This window comes from Rhodococcus sp. WMMA185 (assembly GCF_001767395.1).
Classification (GTDB): domain Bacteria; phylum Actinomycetota; class Actinomycetes; order Mycobacteriales; family Mycobacteriaceae; genus Rhodococcus_F.
On record NZ_CP017014.1, the window covers coordinates 1,943,622 to 1,958,697 of the forward strand.

The following is a 15,076-nucleotide window of genomic DNA, read 5'->3' on the forward strand; positions in this document are numbered from 1 at the left end:
GCATTTCGTCCGGGAACGGAACAGGTGGACCGCGGACGCGGCATCGAATCTCCGTATCAGTATGGTCATTCCATGACAGACAGCACACGTGAACTTGACCTTGTCGTGTACGGAGCCACAGGCTTCGTCGGCAAGCTCCTCGCCGACTACCTCGCGCGACACGCCCCGGAAGGCGTGCGCATCGCGCTCGCAGGGCGATCGGCCGCCAAACTCGAGTCCGTGCGATCCTCGCTGGGTCCGAAGGCATCCGAGTGGCCCCTGGTAGTTGCCAATTCCGACGACTCCGATTCGATCGCGGCACTTGCGCGCAGCACCCGCGTGGTTGCCACGACGGTGGGCCCTTATGCCAAGTACGGACACGGCCTTGCCGCGGCGTGCGCGGAGGCGGGAACCGACTACGTGGACCTGACCGGTGAGGTCCTGTTCGTACGCGACAGCATCGATGCCAACCATGAGCGGGCTCGCGAAACCGGTGCCCGGATCGTGCACTCGTGCGGTTTCGACTCCATACCATCCGACCTCGGCGTGCACGTGCTCCACGAAGCGGTGCAGGCGGACGGCGCCGGCGAACTCACCGACACAACGCTCGTCGTCACGTCTATGCGCGGTGGAGTGAGCGGCGGAACGATCGATTCGATGCGCACCCAGGTCGACGTGTCGAAGAAGGATCCGTCGCTGCGTCGACTGGCGGCCTCACCGTACTCGCTGAGCCCCGACCGCTCCGCGGAACCGGACCTCGGGAAGCAATCCGACATGAGCGTGGTCAAGGGTGAAGACATCGCACCCGGGGTCCAGGGGTGGAAGGCACCCTTCGTCATGGCGTCCTACAACACCCGAATCGTACGGCGCAGCAACGCACTCCGCGATTGGGCGTACGGCCGGAAGTTCAAGTACCGCGAGGTGATGAACGTCGGAACCTCACCGGTCACACCCGTGGTGGCGGGTGCGGTCGCGGCCGGTCTCGGGGCGATGCTCGTGGGCATGGCGCTCGCCCCCACCCGGTTTGTCCTCGACCGCATTCTGCCCGCTCCAGGCGAGGGTCCCAGCGAGGAAAGCCAGCGCAAGGGTCACTTCACGATGGATCTGTACACGACCACCACTACGGGTGCGCGGTACACGTCTCGGGTGAAGGCAAAGGGTGACCCTGGCTACAGCGCCACCGCGGTGATGCTCGGGGAGTCCGCACTCGGCCTCGTCCTCGGTGGTGACGCACTACCGGACACCGCCGGGGTTCTCACACCCGCAACAGCTTTGGGCGACGTTCTGGTCAACCGGCTTCGCGCCGCCGGATTCGAGATCTCTGCGCAAAAGCAGTGACCGGATGGGCGCGTGGCGATCGGCACGCGCCCAGTCGTCACCTCTACCCTGCGACGTTGCCGGAATGACGATTATCGGCGCCCCCACACGCATCACTACACTACAAAGGGCAACGTCGGATAGGAGCAGGAGAAAAGTTAGTGGGGCAGCATCGCAGCGGATCGAGCGCCAGAGGTATCAGCAGGGGCCCCGTGATTGCGCTCGGCTTGGTCGCCGTGATTGTCCTGGGAGTGATTTTCTGGTTCCAACTCCGAGACCGGATTGCCGACCAGGGGACGGCTGCCGCCGATGCCTGCGTCGAGGGTGACTCGGTACTCGCGATCGCCGCCGATCCCGACATCGCACCGCAGATTCAGACCCTCGCCGATCGGTTCTCCGCCACCAGGCCCGTGATCCGCGACCACTGCGTGACGGTGACTGTGACATCTGTCGCGTCGGACACGGTCCGCGACGCCCTCTCTGCGGGCGCAGATGCCCCCTGGAATACGGACGTGCTCGGTCCCCGGCCGGCGCTGTGGATTCCGTCCAGTTCACATTCGGTCAATCAGATTCCGGTAGAAGGAGTAATCAACGGCGACGCCCGTCCCCTGGCGATCAGCCCCGTTGTTCTCGCGGTAGGGCCGAGCGTCGAAGGCGCCCTGACGGCCGCCTCCGTCGACTGGAGGGATCTGCCGTCGCTGCAGACGGGTCGCGATTCCGTCCCGCCCCTCGGCATGGCACTCCCCGAAGGACCGGGTGCCGAGAGCACGGAAATGGCGGTCGAGTCGATAGCTGCCTCCGTCGCGGGCAGCCCGGCAGGTCCGGTGACGGAGGAGCAGGCGAGTTCGGACCCGGTGACCTCCGCACTCAGCGAACTGGCTCTCGGCTACGAAGTCGTTCCCGGGGCGAAGCCTGCGACGACACGTGACGCGCTCACCGCGCTTGCTACTCGAGGTGACCCGACGACCGCCGGAATCCACGCGGTCGCGGCCACCGAGCAGCAGGTGTATCAGACGCTGCGCGAGACCCCTGGGACCGACCTCACCGCGTATGTGCCGACGGGTCCGACACCCGTCGCGGATCACCCGGCGGCCATCCTGTCCGGTCAGTCCGTCGACGAGACGCAGAGTCGGGCCGCAGCACAGTTCGCGGACTTCGCACGTCAACCCGAACAGGCGCAAGTCCTGGCCGATGCCGGATTCCGGATCGACGGACTGGACCATCCCGGAGACACCACGCTGACCTTCCCCAGTTTGGGCCCGGCCCTGGTCCCGGCCGATGCCGCTGCGGCGACCGACTTGATGCAGGCGATCCAGAATCCAATCACTGAACGCGCCTCGACCATCCTGCTCGACGCGTCCAGTTCGATGGGTGACCTCGACGGTTCCGCGACACGCCTCGAGAACACCACGGCAGCTTTGGCAGCCCGGCTCGATCAATCCCCCGACACGTTGAATCTCGGGTTGTGGGAGTACAGCACGAATCTCAACGATTCCCGGCCTTACAACATCCTGGTCGCTACCGGACCTGTCTCCGGAGGTGGCTACATCGAAGGCACCCGAAGACAGGCATTGGACAACCGACTGACGAAGGTAGAACCCGCAGCCGGTTCCGCGACGTACGCCTCACTCGAAGCCGCCTACAAGAACGCGGTTGACCAGTACGCGCCGGATCGCATCAATTCGGTCTTGCTGATCACCGACAGCGGCAATGATGACGACTCCGTCACCAGTGCAGATCTGCTCGCGACCATAACCGAGACCTTCACACCGTCGGCGCCCGTACGCGTCGACATCGTGACGATCGGCCAGATTCCAGATCTCGACACTCTGCAAGCAGTAGCCGATCGCACTGGCGGCACGCTCGAGCAGGTCGACTCCACCGACGGAACCGCTTTGCCTGCCGCAATCGACAAGCTCCTGTCGTGACCGCGTTTCTCGTTTTCGCCGTCCTCCTGGCGCTTCTCACATGGTGGCTGCACCGCCGCCTAGTCCGGGCCACTGAGCTACCCCGCCCATGGTCGGTGGTCGTCGACGTCGTTCTCGTAGCTCTGTGGGTTCTCGCCTCCATCGGTGTCGGCAGCGGCGACGTCTTCGATCCGGGATGGGCGCGCGCTCCGGGCTATCTGGGTTGGGTATGGCTTGGCGTCGGGTTCTACCTGGTCCTCGGTCTTGTTGTTGTGGCTCTGATTTCGCCGGCCAGGCGTCTGATCGGGCGGCTACGTAGGGCAAACGGCGACAAGGATGCCATCCAGTCCGACGGTGACGACGAAGGCGCCGTACGGGCCGAGGGCGACAACGACGAAGGCGCCGCCGAGGCCGGCAGTGACAAACATGTCGACCTTTCCCGCCGCCAGAGTCTGCGCCTCGCCAGTGCCCTCGTCGTGGTGGGCGCGGTCGCCGCCACAGGCTACGGAGTGTCGGAGGCTGCCCGCCCACAGGTCGTGCGGATGCGGGTACCGCTGCGCCGTCTCCCCGTCGCATTCGATGGTGTGCGCGTGGCCCTCCTGTCCGACCTCCACGTCGGCCCGTCACGCGGAGTCGGATTCACGCGCCAGACAGTCGACCTGGTGAACTCGGAGAAGCCGGACATGGTTACGATCGTGGGTGATCTGGTGGACGGGACCGTCGCCAAGGTCGCACCCGATCTCGAGCCACTCGCAGACCTCGAGGCACCGCTCGGAGTGTTCGGTGTCAGTGGCAATCACGAGTTCTACGCCGACGACGGTGGCCGGTGGCTCGACGTGTGGGACCGACTCGGCATCCGGACCCTGCGAAATGAGCACCTCACCATTGCGCGCTCAGGCGCGGTCATCGACGTCGCAGGCGTCCACGACTACTCGACGCCGGCCCCCTATGCACCAGATCTTCCCGCCGCTCTCGCCGGACACGATCCATCGAGGTTCGTAATGCTCCTCGCGCACGAGCCCCGACAGGCACTCGAAGCATCCGACCTGGGCGTGGACCTGCAGCTGTCCGGCCACACGCATGGTGGGCAGATGTGGCCGGTGCGCTATCTGGTTTCGCTGCAGCAGCCTTCGCTGTCCGGTCTCGATCGGATCGGCGACACCGTTCTCTACACGACGCGCGGGGCGGGAGCTTGGGGCCCGCCCGTGCGGGTGGGGGCCCCGCCGGAGATCACGATCCTCGAGTTGGTCCACGAGGCCTGACCTTCGGCAGGGCCGTCCGCCTCAGGCTCCTTCGAAGGCCGAGATCGGTGGGCAGGAGCACACCAAGTTGCGATCGCCGTGTGCTCCGTCGATGCGGCGCACCGCCGGCCACACCTTCGGCCTTGCCTTGCCGAGGGGGAATACGGCCGTCTCGCGGCTGTACGGGTGATCCCACTCGGCGGCAAGACAACCGGCGGTATGCGGAGCCCCGCGCAGGGGGTTGTCGTCCACCGGCCACTCCCCCGAGCCGACACGGTCGATCTCGGACCGGATCGCAATCATCGCTTCGCAGAACGCGTCGATCTCCTCGAGATTCTCGCTCTCGGTTGGTTCGACCATCAACGTGCCCGCTACCGGAAAACTCATCGTTGGTGCGTGGAACCCGTAGTCGGCGAGGCGCTTTGCGACGTCATCGACGGTCACACCGGTGTCCTTGGTGATCTGACGGAGATCGAGGATGCACTCGTGCGCCACCATTCCGCCCTCGCCGGTGTAGAGGACGGGAAAGTACTCGTCCAGCCGCCGTGCGATGTAGTTGGCCGAGGCGATGGCGGTCAGGCTGGCCCTGCGCAGGCCCACGGCACCCATCATGCGGATGTACGCCCAGGTGATGGGGAGGATCGACGCGCTGCCATACGGGGCGGCGGAGATCGGCCCGGCGGTTCCCAGCTCGGGGGCCAGGGGGTGACCCGGCAGGAAGGGTGTGAGGTGCGACCGTACACCGACCGGACCGACACCGGGTCCGCCGCCGCCGTGCGGGATGCAGAACGTCTTGTGCAGATTGAGGTGACTCACGTCGCCGCCGAACCGGCCGGGACGCGCGAGTCCGACGAGGGCATTGAGGTTGGCGCCATCGACGTAGACCTGTCCACCGGCATCGTGGACCGCAGCACAGATATCGGCGATCTCGTGTTCGTACACCCCGTGCGTCGACGGGTAGGTGATCATGATTGCTGCCAAGCGCTCGGCATGGTCTGCAATCTTCGCCCGCAGATCATCGAGGTCTACGTCGCCGTTGGGACGGCACGCGACAACCTCGACGCGCATGCCGGCCATCACCGCAGATGCGGCGTTGGTGCCGTGCGCACTCGACGGGATGAGGCAGGTGTCGCGGTGCTCGTCGCCTCTGCTCAGGTGGTAATTGCGAATCGCGAGCAGACCCGCATATTCCCCCTGGCTCCCGGCGTTCGGCTGCAAGCTGACTGCGTCGTAGCCGGTAACTGCCACAAGCCAGTTCTCGAGGTCCGTGATGATTCGCAGGATTCCGGAGGCGTCCGCGGTGGGCGCAAACGGGTGCAATCCGGCAAATGCCGGCCAAGTGATCGCTTCCATTTCCGCGGTGGCGTTGAGTTTCATCGTGCACGAACCGAGCGGAATCATGCTGCGGTCGAGCGCGATGTCCTTGTCGGACAACGACCGCAGATAGCGCAACATCGCAGTCTCGGTCCGGTATCGAGTGAATGCTTCGTGCTGGAGGTAGTGGGAGCCGCGCAGTTGTGCGTCGGGAACAGAGGTGCCCTGCTCCAGAGTCACAGCGCCCGCACCACCGAACGCGGCCAGCACGTTCGCCGTGTCGGCTTCGGTGGTGGCCTCGTCGCAGGAGATGCCGACGTGATCGGCGTCCACGAGCCGCAGGTTGATGCCGGATTCCTTCGCCCTGGCCACAACGTCCGCCGCATGACCGGGGACACGCACGAGAACGGTATCGAAGAACTGCTCGTGAACCACGGTGGCACCGGCCTTCCGCAGAGCGGCCGCGAGCGAATGCGCCGTGTTTGCAACGCGCAAGGCGATGGCCTTCAGTCCCTCGGCGCCGTGGTAGCTGGCATACATCGCTGCGAGAATCGCGAGCAGTACCTGCGCCGTGCAGATGTTCGATGTCGCCTTCTCACGGCGAATGTGCTGCTCACGGGTCTGGAGTGCTAGACGGTATGCCTTGTCGCCGTCCGCGTCGACCGAGACACCGACCAATCGGCCCGGCAACTGACGGGCGTGCTTGGTGTGTACGGCGAGGTAACCGGCGTGCGGGCCCCCGAAGCCCATCGGAACACCGAAACGCTGGGTGGTGCCGAAGCAGACGTCCGCGCCGATCTCGCCGGGCGGAGTGACGAGAGTCAGAGCCAGCAAATCGGCTCCGACCGCGACAAGAGCGCCGCGCTCGTGGGCGGCGGCGATCGTGTCGGTGTAGTCGACGATGCGCCCGGACGCGCCCGGAAGCTGTCCGAGCAGCCCGAAGAAATCACCTTCCGGCAGCCCCTCGGACAGGTCGGCCGGCACGATCTCGATGCCGAGCGGTTCCGCTCGCGTCTCGATCACAGCGAGGGTCTGGGGGAACAAATCGGCGTCCACCACGAACCGCGGGGACTTGCTCCTGCTCGCGCGTCGCAGGAGCGTCATCGCCTCGGCGGCGGCGGTCGCCTCGTCGAGCATCGAGGAGTTGGCAACCTCCATACCGGTGAGGTCGGCAACCATCGTCTGGAAGTTGAGCAGAGCCTCGAGACGGCCCTGGCTGATCTCGGGCTGGTACGGCGTATAGGCGGTGTACCAGGCCGGATTCTCAATGATGTTTCGAATCAGGACCGGGGGGGTCAGGGTGTCGTAGTAGCCGAGCCCGATCATTGACGTTGCCACCGTGTTCTGGCCGGCGAGCGCAGACAGTTCGGCCAACGCCTCATGTTCGGACACCGGCGTCGGCAATGCGTCGAGACCGTCGGCAACACCACCCGAGACACTGTCCAAGATGACAGCAGGAACGGCCTTCGAAGCTAGATCGTCCAGCGAATCGGCTCCGATCAGTTCGAGGATGTGCGCAAGTTCCGCAGCGTTCGGACCCACATGACGATCGGCGAATGTACGGCTTCCAGCGTCGATCACGAAAACTCCCAGGCAGTTCGGAGGATCAGGACACGCACCGCCTCGCGGTGCGCCCCTCCCCCTCTGTCGCCTGCTCTCATCGAGCGCCTGAGAGATTCGGGTCGTCGTTCTCAGCGAAGCCGGACCCTTTCCCCGTCGGCGGGTGGGTGCTCCCACCGCTTTCCAGAGGCGTCGGAGCCCGCACGGTCCTGTCTGCCTGAGAGATTGACGGGGAGGTGTTGCTCCTTCGGCGCCCGGACTCCCACATACACGGTTCACTGTGCATACGGTGCCCGGAACTCTCCCGCACGGCGTCGACGCACCGTCAGTCTATGCCACGACCGCTGATACGGTTTCGCCCGGCGGTTGTTGCCGTGAATGCGTGCGCCGCTAGCCCGTCTTGCGGCTCGCGCGGTTCTTCCGGCGCGATGCCAACTCGTCCTCTGGGCTCTGCTCACTCTCGCCGCCGTCGGCGCGCTCCGCTGGGAAATCGGCAATGGTGCCGGTCAGTTCGCGCATCGCACCGCTCACAGCGATACCGAACACACCCTGCCCTCCTTGAAGGAGGTCGACGACCTCTTCCGGGGACGTGCACTCGTACACGGTGGTCCCATCCGAGAAGAGCGTGATCTTGGCCAGGTCCCGCACACCGCGCCTACGCAAGTGATCGACGGCCACCCGAATGTTCTGCAGGGAAATCCCGGTGTCGAGCAGTCGTTTGACAATTTTGAGGACGAGAATGTCCTTGAACGAGTAGAGGCGCTGACTTCCGGAACCCGCAGCACCACGAATCGACGGCACAACCAGGGACGTGCGAGCCCAGTAGTCGAGTTGACGGTAGGTGATCCCCGCGATCTGGCAAGCGATGGGGACGCGGTATCCGACGAGGTCGTCAGGGACGGAATCGTCCGGAAAGAGACCCGGCTGGATCTCTTCGGGGCCGAACTCAGGCTCGGCAAAATTCTCGCCGGGCGCAAGATTCAGCGCATTCTCCTGTGGCCGATCTCCCACTGACTACTCCCTCTCGCACGTCGCACTGAACCTGACGATCAGTGCGTCTGTAGCGCGTCACCAATGTCCGCAGCGCATACACCGCAGTCACACTCAGCGGCGCGCACACCACCGGTGACATCGAGCAAGTCGTACCCTGAACCCATTCAGCGTACGCCCCACACGATCTGCACGGCTGAAAATCACTACACCGAACGCTATGACTCGGGTTGGTCGTGGTCAATGCAACGCGCCGAGCGAGCCTCAACCGTTACTCCACGGCCCCGCCCGGACCGTGGATTCGCCTAGCCGTCCGTGGCCTTGAAGTCGTCGGGCGACACCGATTCGAGAAACTCTTTGAACTTCTCGACCTCATCCTCGCGCTCGTCCGGCATGACCAGACCGGCCTCGCTGAGCACTGCTTCGTCGGCGAAAATCGGAACCCCCATTCTCAGGGCGATCGCGATGGAGTCCGACGGCCGAGCCGAGACGCGAATGTTCTCGTCGAAGACGAGGTCGGCGTAGAAGGTGCCTTCGCGCAGGTCGACGATGCGAACTTCTTTGAGGGTCCGCCCGAAAGCTTCGATCAGGTTCTTGATCAGGTCGTGCGTGAGCGGGCGCGCCGGCTCGACACCCTGCTGTTCGAGGGCAATCGCAGTGGCCTCGGTTTGGCCGATCCAGATCGGCAGATAGCGTTCGCCCTCTGATTCGCGCAACAGCAGAACGGGCTGATTCTGGGGCTGCTCGACACGAACGCCGATAACGTGCATTTCGCTCATCGCGTCTGCCTCCACCCTGCAATCATCCGTTCGCGGCACACCATGCCATATCAGGATTCTATTCGATTCGCGTCCACGCTTCGACCGTACAGCCGTTCGAGCACATCGCTGTTGGGAGTTATCGAGATGGAACGGCCCGCGAACTCACGTCACCGGTCGAGTGCACCCCGAACCGCGGACTTCACCAGACAGGTGTGCAACGTCAACGACAGGGCAGCCAACTCGCGGACCATCTCCTCGGCCCTGTCGCGCGCCCCCTCGTCACGGCCTTTGGCAACCGGACCCGCGATCTGGGCGACCAATCCGGCCTCGCGGTCGGCTGCGAGCTTGAATGCCCTCAGGTGACGTACCTCGAGCCCGAACTCGGACATCGCTCGCGCCGTCCGCGCGAGGGTCACTGCATCCTCGTCGAAGTAGCCGGCCGGCCCCGGCACGACCAGGCCCCCACGGATCAGATCACCGAGGAATTTCTCGTCGATTCCGGCGCGTGAGATGAGATCGGCGCGGGTGATCCGAACCTCGCGGTCGACGAGGAACTCCTCAGGCGACACCGCGCCGGGGGCCACGGCGAGGGCCCGCAGACGGCGCGGCGCAGAATCGTCGCTGCCGACCGTGGCCGCGCCGACATCGATCGCTTCGAGTTGTTCTTTGATGACCTTCAGCGGCAGATACTGATCTCGCTGTGCTGTGAGCACGTAGCGCAGCCGTTCACAGTCCGCAATCGAGAAACGCCGATACCCCGAGGCCGTGCGTTGCGGACTGATGAGTCCCTCTGACTCGAGGAATCGGATCTTCGAGATCGTCACATCAGGAAAGTCGGGACGCAGCCGATCCAGCACGGAGCCGATCGACATTCCCGACTGCGCCTGCTGCCGCGCCGCGGTCACTGGCTACCCGCACCAGCTGACGTCTCGCCGATCTGCGTTCCACCGGCGGTGGTCCTGGGTCCCGTCAAGAAGACCAACCGGAACTTTCCGATCTGGACCTCGTCACCATTGGCCAATACAGCAGAATCGACAGGCTCACGGTTGACGTACGTGCCGTTGAGGCTTCCGACGTCGACCACCTGAAACTCGTCGTCCTCCTGCCGGAACTCCGCGTGACGACGACTGACAGTCACGTCGTCGAGGAAGATGTCGCTGTCCGGATGCCGTCCGGCCGACGTCGTCGGCTGGTCTAGCAGAAAACGTGAGCCCGCATTCGGTCCACGCTTGACAACGAGCAGAGCAGAGCCTGCCGGCAGTCCCTCCACACCCGACACCGGGGCCTCCGGAGCCTGGCTTGTCGAGGAGTTGTCGAGCTCATTGAGAAAGTCCGCGCGGAAGACCGACGTCGTTTCCGCCGGCGTCTCCCCAAATACCGCGTCGTTGCCGTTCTCGCTCACCGTTTCTCCTCCTAGTTCAATCATCCAGCAAGATTCGCTGGACTACGCCATGCCACTGGGTACTACACAATTCGATCCACTGTGCACTTCTACTTTCTGTGCACACTCCCACGACCACACTCGATCCACGGACCCGCACCCCGACCCGGCACATGCGTTCACTTCGACCGTACCCTGCACACGGCCGTGCGTGTAGCGGGACGGGTCGCCCGAGCACTACCCACCAGTATCCGACAGCAGACCCCGCCGCGGGAGGTGTCTGCCGATGCGTTCGGGATCCGTCCGCAGTCGGATCCGCGGGTCCGCCGTAGACTATCCGGCCGTGATATCTGCATAACCGGTGGCGTCCAGCATTTGCGCCAGGGCAGAGTCGAGGGTCGCCTCGTCATCCACGCCGAGGTCGACGAGCCATCCCCCGCCGTAGGGCGAAGAATTCACAAGTTCTGGATTGGCGTCCAGATCAGCATTGGCCGCAACAACTTTCGCGGTCAGAGGGGCGAAGATGTCGGACACGCTCTTGGTGGATTCCACCTCTCCGAAAGAATCACCCGATGTCACCTCGTCGTCGACCGCCGGAAGCTGCACGAACACGACGTCACCAAGCTGGGACTGTGCGAAATCGGTGATGCCGACGCGCACCGTTGTCGGGCCAGTCCGCTCGACCCACTCGTGTTCGGGGGTGTACCGACGATCGGCGGGAATTTCGAGCTCACTCACAGAGGTTTCCTTTCGATGGCAATCCGAGCGCGGATGCGCAAATCAGTTTTCTGGCCGAGCGTATTGGCGAGGTTTCGACTCCCGCAAGGCGGAGATCGTGACCTGCTGTGATTGTTCAATCTTCAGCTGTCCGCTGCTCCGCGCGACGGTGTCGACCACGCCGCCCGGAATGTTAAGGGCCGCCGCGAGGGTGGGAGGGTCCCCGATGGCCAGCACCGTGTAAGGGGCGTTCACCCTCCGCCCGTCGACAGAGACGTCACCGGGTGATCCCGACACCCACGAGTCCACGCCGATGCGGATAGGCGGGGTACCCGCGCCTTGAATCTGCATGGCTTCTACACCTGCCGCACGCAATTCCTGCACGAGGTCGAGGAGCACCTCGGAGCCGACTCCCTTGTTGGGGTCGGTGATGCTCATCGTCACGCCTGGACCTGTGGCCGGAGCACTGCCGACCTGAATCGACAGTGCCGTCAACCGCGCTTGCGCCTCGTCGAGTGCGGCTTCCGAGTTCCCACTGTGTTGCAGCGTCGTCAGGGTCTGCTCGAGTGAGGCTATCTCCTGCCTCAGAGCTGCCTCGCGCTGGTTCAAGGTGTCCAGAACGACCAGCAGGTCTGCGGGACTCGCCGTATCCAGGCTGTCTCCGGACTCCGTGCTTTTCACCTGCGTCACGATAGCAACTCCCAGCCCACCGATCAGGATCGCGGCAAGCAAGGCGAATACCACGCGCGAGCGGTGTTGGGACTCCCCTCGGTTTCTGTGCAGTTCGTGTCTTCCTTCGTGTCGACTCACTACCCGATCACGCCCCGAACAACCGACGCCGCAACGCTGCCGCATTTCCGAAGATACGAATACCGAGAACCACCACGATCGCGGTCGAGAGTTGAGTTCCCACACCGAGTTGATCACCGAGCCATACGATGACTGCCGCAACGAGCACGTTGAATGCGAAAGAGACGACGAATACTTTCGCGTCGAAGATCTCGTCCAGGTATGCACGCAACCCGCCGAATACCGCGTCTAGTGCCGCAACCACGGCGATGGGAAGATACGGCTGCACGACGTCCGGCACCTCTGGCGTGAACACCACACCTAGCGCGATCCCCACCAACAACGCGACCGCCCCGTAGATCGCGGGACCGGCCTTCACCAAAGTCTTCACTCGAGCGTTTCCTTCATCCGACTGCATGGTGTCACGACTGCGCACAGCACAGGTTTCATGATGTTCCCACGGACCGGGCCACCCTCACTTCGCGCACGGAAGCGCCCGGTAAATGGAGATCCGCGGCCTCTGCCACAGAGAAACCGATACCGTACAACTGCTCAACACCGGACATCCGCAGGTAGGCATCACTGAGAACGAACCCAGTCTGCAGGGGGCCCGGCGGACCTATCGCCGACACGACGTAGGGCGAGAACACCGGCTGATTGTCCACCAGCATCGCACCACCTGCCTGCCGGACGGTCACCGCAGGCCCGATCCGCACGTCCCCGACCGCGACAGCCTCTGCGCCGCTCGCCCACAACGAATTCACCACGGCCTGCAGGTCGCGATCGAGCACCACAGCCTTACCACCGACGCTCCGCTGGGAGGAATCGGAGAGATTGGGGCGTGCAGGGGGATCTGTCAGCGTCACGGTCAACCCCGGACCTTGCACGGCCTCGACGGCAGCATCGCCCTCGAGCTCACGCAGTCGGTCGAGCAATGCAGTTCCTCGGGCGTCGCCCTCGAGTGCCACGTCGCGCGCATCGTCAACCTGCAACGTCAACGCCTCGCGGGTGCCGGCGAGGGCTTCGATGCTGTCCTCGACGTCGTGTACCTTCCCCAGAATCTCTGTCCGCACCTGCTCAGTCGCGGGAAGTCGTTCGACGGCCTGTCGGTACGCGACCGACAGCACCAAGCCGATCAGCAAAGCCCCGACCACGATCCATACTCGACGGGCGACCTCCGACCCCCGGGACCGACCCTGCTCCCTGTCTCTCGCAGCAGCCCGGTACCCGGGGTCCAAATGATCATTCATCAGCGATTTGAGCAGGGACGGCACAGGATTTCTACGGACGTCCGAGTCTGTCCGTTCCATCAACGAGCCTCTCGTTCACTGCCCGCCGCGCCGCGCACCGGAATCATTCGCATCACCCTGAGCGCGGTCATCGCGTAGAGCAAGCCGGTCCAGACATACAACACCGTTCCCCAGATCAAGAGCGCCGAGCCGAGGGGCTGCGCCACGGCCGCGAAGCCCCAGTCGATGTGCGCGGCGAGGATCATCGGCATGGCAAACATGAGAAGGAATGTCGCACCCTTGCCGAGGTAGATCACCTCGGGGGGTGGCAGACCGCGTCGGCGGTAGATGACGAGGAGGAGCGCGAGTACGGCGTCACGGCCTATCAGGATCGCCGCCACCCACCACGGGATGAATCCGCGTATGACGAACGTCACCAGTGTCGTGACAACATAGAGCCGATCGACGAAGGGGTCGAGCAGAGCACCGAATCTCGACGACTGGCCCAGCACTCGCGCCAACTTGCCGTCGAGCCAATCGGTGAATCCACTGGCGATCAGGATGACGAGAGCCCAGCCATCGGACTGTGTCACCAGCAGCAGGTAGACGAACAGTGGGACGCCCAGCAGCCGAACCAGGCTCAGAAGGTTCGGAACAGTCACGATCCGGTCCGACTGTGCAGTGCCCCCGTCCACCGAACTCACCAATACCTCCCCAACTCCGATTGCCGAATTCGTCGGCCGATGATCTGCGCCGCTGTCGCTACTCTTCCACAACGGATAGTCGGTCAAGCGATCGCGCGATCTCGCTCCATCCACACCGCAGTCGGGTCGACGACACTCAGCGCGCGATTGGTACGCGCGCGACGGAATCCGCGGTCAAACTTCCCAGGTACAACCATCCGTCATGCTCACGCACCCCGGTGATCGGCGCATAGCTACCCTTGCCGCCTTGGAGACTACGCACGATCTTCCCGTGTGCGTCGAGCGCAATGACCCAACCCACTTGCTCGGGCTCGGGTTGGATGGCATCCGGCAGGTTCGCCGCCAAGATTCTCAACGCCGGGTAGGGCGCGAGCATATCGAGCACCTTCATTCGCGGGCTGTAGAGCGCGACCCAAAACAACCCGTCCGGCGTCTGGGACGTCATGTTGTCAGGGATGCCGGGGAGATTACCGGCCCACACCGACGCACGACCCTGCGACGGACCAGTGAGTTCGACTCGGGAAATCTGGTAGGAGCCGGTCTCGGCAACGAGGACGAAGGATTCGTCCGACGCCAGCCCGACACCGTTGGCGAACTGAAGTCCGTCGGCGAGGAGGTCGGTCTCTCCCGTTCGCGGATCGAGGCGGAGGAGCCGACCGGTTCCACGGTGCTCGAGCAAGTCGTAGCGGTGGTCGGCAATCGGGAAGCGTGCCGAGGAGTCGGTGAAGTACACGACGCCGTCCCGACCGACTGCCGAGTTGTTACACGCCACGACGGGATGGCCCGCAGCCGATTCGGCCAGCATCTCGACCCGGCCGCTCTCGTCGACCCTCAGCACACCGCGCTCGGCGTCGCAGACCAGGAACCTCCCGTCGTCCATTACCTCCACGCCGAGGGGTCTTCCATGGGTATGGGCGAGTTCGGTGGCCCGACCCTGCTGGTCGAACCGCCATATCCGTCCGTCGCTCGCACCGGTGACAACTCGACCATCGTGGTCGACCGCGACATCTTCCGGGCCATCGCCGGACGGGAGCGCCCATCGATGGGCCCCGTCGAGGGCCCCGTTGAACTCCAGCACCCCCGTGAGCGGCGGCGGCGTGGGCGCGTGCCAGCGAACGGGGTTGACACCGGTGCGGTCGAGCTTGCGGGCGATCGTCTCGAAGATGGTCACAGAGGGTGAGATTAGT

At 64.4% G+C, this 15,076-nt stretch carries 14 protein-coding genes and 1 riboswitch; of the genes, 3 read left to right on the forward strand and 11 right to left on the reverse strand.

Annotation, left to right across the window (positions count from 1 at the left end; genetic code table 11):
• Positions 1-72 precede the first annotated feature (72 nt).
• From BFN03_RS08580 to BFN03_RS08590, 3 genes are all read left to right on the forward strand, one after another.
• Positions 73-1,317: a saccharopine dehydrogenase family protein gene (locus BFN03_RS08580; protein ID WP_070378665.1), complete on the forward strand. Its 1,245-nt coding sequence runs from the start codon at positions 73-75 to the stop codon at positions 1,315-1,317.
• A 140-nt stretch (positions 1,318-1,457) separates the two neighbouring features.
• The gene (locus tag BFN03_RS08585; protein WP_070378666.1) at positions 1,458-3,224 is read left to right on the forward strand and encodes a substrate-binding domain-containing protein; all 1,767 of its coding nucleotides are present in this window, start codon (positions 1,458-1,460) and stop codon (positions 3,222-3,224) included.
• Positions 3,221-4,465, forward strand: coding sequence for a metallophosphoesterase (locus tag BFN03_RS08590; RefSeq protein ID WP_070378667.1), 1,245 nt, complete (start codon positions 3,221-3,223; stop codon positions 4,463-4,465). Before BFN03_RS08585 ends, BFN03_RS08590 begins: the two co-directional genes overlap by 4 nt.
• 21 nt (positions 4,466-4,486) lie before the next feature.
• On the opposite strand, the gene gcvP is transcribed toward BFN03_RS08590, so the two are convergent.
• From gcvP to BFN03_RS08645, 11 genes are all read right to left on the reverse strand, one after another.
• Positions 4,487-7,339 (reverse strand): aminomethyl-transferring glycine dehydrogenase, encoded by a 2,853-nt coding sequence (gene gcvP, locus BFN03_RS08595; RefSeq protein ID WP_070378668.1) that lies wholly within the window; start codon positions 7,337-7,339, stop codon positions 4,487-4,489.
• Between the two features lie 173 nt (positions 7,340-7,512).
• A riboswitch (glycine riboswitch) is annotated at positions 7,513-7,635 on the reverse strand.
• A 73-nt stretch (positions 7,636-7,708) separates the two neighbouring features.
• Positions 7,709-8,329: a MerR family transcriptional regulator gene (locus BFN03_RS08600; RefSeq protein WP_070378669.1), complete on the reverse strand. Its 621-nt coding sequence runs from the start codon at positions 8,327-8,329 to the stop codon at positions 7,709-7,711.
• 284 nt (positions 8,330-8,613) lie between these two features.
• A complete protein-coding gene (locus tag BFN03_RS08605) occupies positions 8,614-9,087 on the reverse strand; it encodes a bifunctional nuclease family protein (RefSeq protein WP_070380742.1) in 474 nt (157 codons plus the stop codon).
• A 149-nt stretch (positions 9,088-9,236) separates the two neighbouring features.
• Positions 9,237-9,974, reverse strand: a complete 738-nt coding sequence (ftsR, locus tag BFN03_RS08610; protein ID WP_070378670.1) for a transcriptional regulator FtsR — start codon at positions 9,972-9,974, stop codon at positions 9,237-9,239.
• A complete protein-coding gene (gene garA, locus BFN03_RS08615; protein WP_070378671.1) occupies positions 9,971-10,471 on the reverse strand; it encodes a glycogen accumulation regulator GarA in 501 nt (166 codons plus the stop codon). Before garA ends, ftsR begins: the two co-directional genes overlap by 4 nt.
• Before the next feature lie 312 nt (positions 10,472-10,783).
• The gene (gene gcvH / locus BFN03_RS08620) at positions 10,784-11,188 is read right to left on the reverse strand and encodes a glycine cleavage system protein GcvH (RefSeq protein WP_070378672.1); all 405 of its coding nucleotides are present in this window, start codon (positions 11,186-11,188) and stop codon (positions 10,784-10,786) included.
• 42 nt (positions 11,189-11,230) lie between these two features.
• Positions 11,231-11,977, reverse strand: a complete 747-nt coding sequence (locus BFN03_RS08625) for a DUF881 domain-containing protein (protein WP_084385553.1) — start codon at positions 11,975-11,977, stop codon at positions 11,231-11,233.
• A 7-nt stretch (positions 11,978-11,984) separates the two neighbouring features.
• The gene (locus BFN03_RS08630; RefSeq protein ID WP_442971878.1) at positions 11,985-12,335 is read right to left on the reverse strand and encodes a small basic family protein; all 351 of its coding nucleotides are present in this window, start codon (positions 12,333-12,335) and stop codon (positions 11,985-11,987) included.
• A gap of 67 nt (positions 12,336-12,402) precedes the next feature.
• Positions 12,403-13,266 (reverse strand): DUF881 domain-containing protein, encoded by an 864-nt coding sequence (locus BFN03_RS08635; protein ID WP_070378674.1) that lies wholly within the window; start codon positions 13,264-13,266, stop codon positions 12,403-12,405.
• Positions 13,266-13,889 carry a CDP-alcohol phosphatidyltransferase family protein gene (locus tag BFN03_RS08640; RefSeq protein WP_070380744.1) on the reverse strand — a complete coding sequence of 208 codons (624 nt, stop codon included), beginning with the start codon at positions 13,887-13,889 and terminating at the stop codon, positions 13,266-13,268. Before BFN03_RS08640 ends, BFN03_RS08635 begins: the two co-directional genes overlap by 1 nt.
• A gap of 136 nt (positions 13,890-14,025) precedes the next feature.
• Positions 14,026-15,060 carry an SMP-30/gluconolactonase/LRE family protein gene (locus tag BFN03_RS08645; protein WP_070378675.1) on the reverse strand — a complete coding sequence of 345 codons (1,035 nt, stop codon included), beginning with the start codon at positions 15,058-15,060 and terminating at the stop codon, positions 14,026-14,028.
• Positions 15,061-15,076 lie beyond the last annotated feature (16 nt).

Coding starts and splice junctions, on each gene's coding strand:
- BFN03_RS08635 (WP_070378674.1), bottom strand. CDS start 13,266: ATGGAACGGACAGACTCGGACGTCCGTAGAAATCCTGTGCCGTCCCTG.
- BFN03_RS08580 (WP_070378665.1), top strand. CDS start 73: ATGACAGACAGCACACGTGAACTTGACCTTGTCGTGTACGGAGCCACA.
- BFN03_RS08605 (WP_070380742.1), bottom strand. CDS start 9,087: ATGAGCGAAATGCACGTTATCGGCGTTCGTGTCGAGCAGCCCCAGAAT.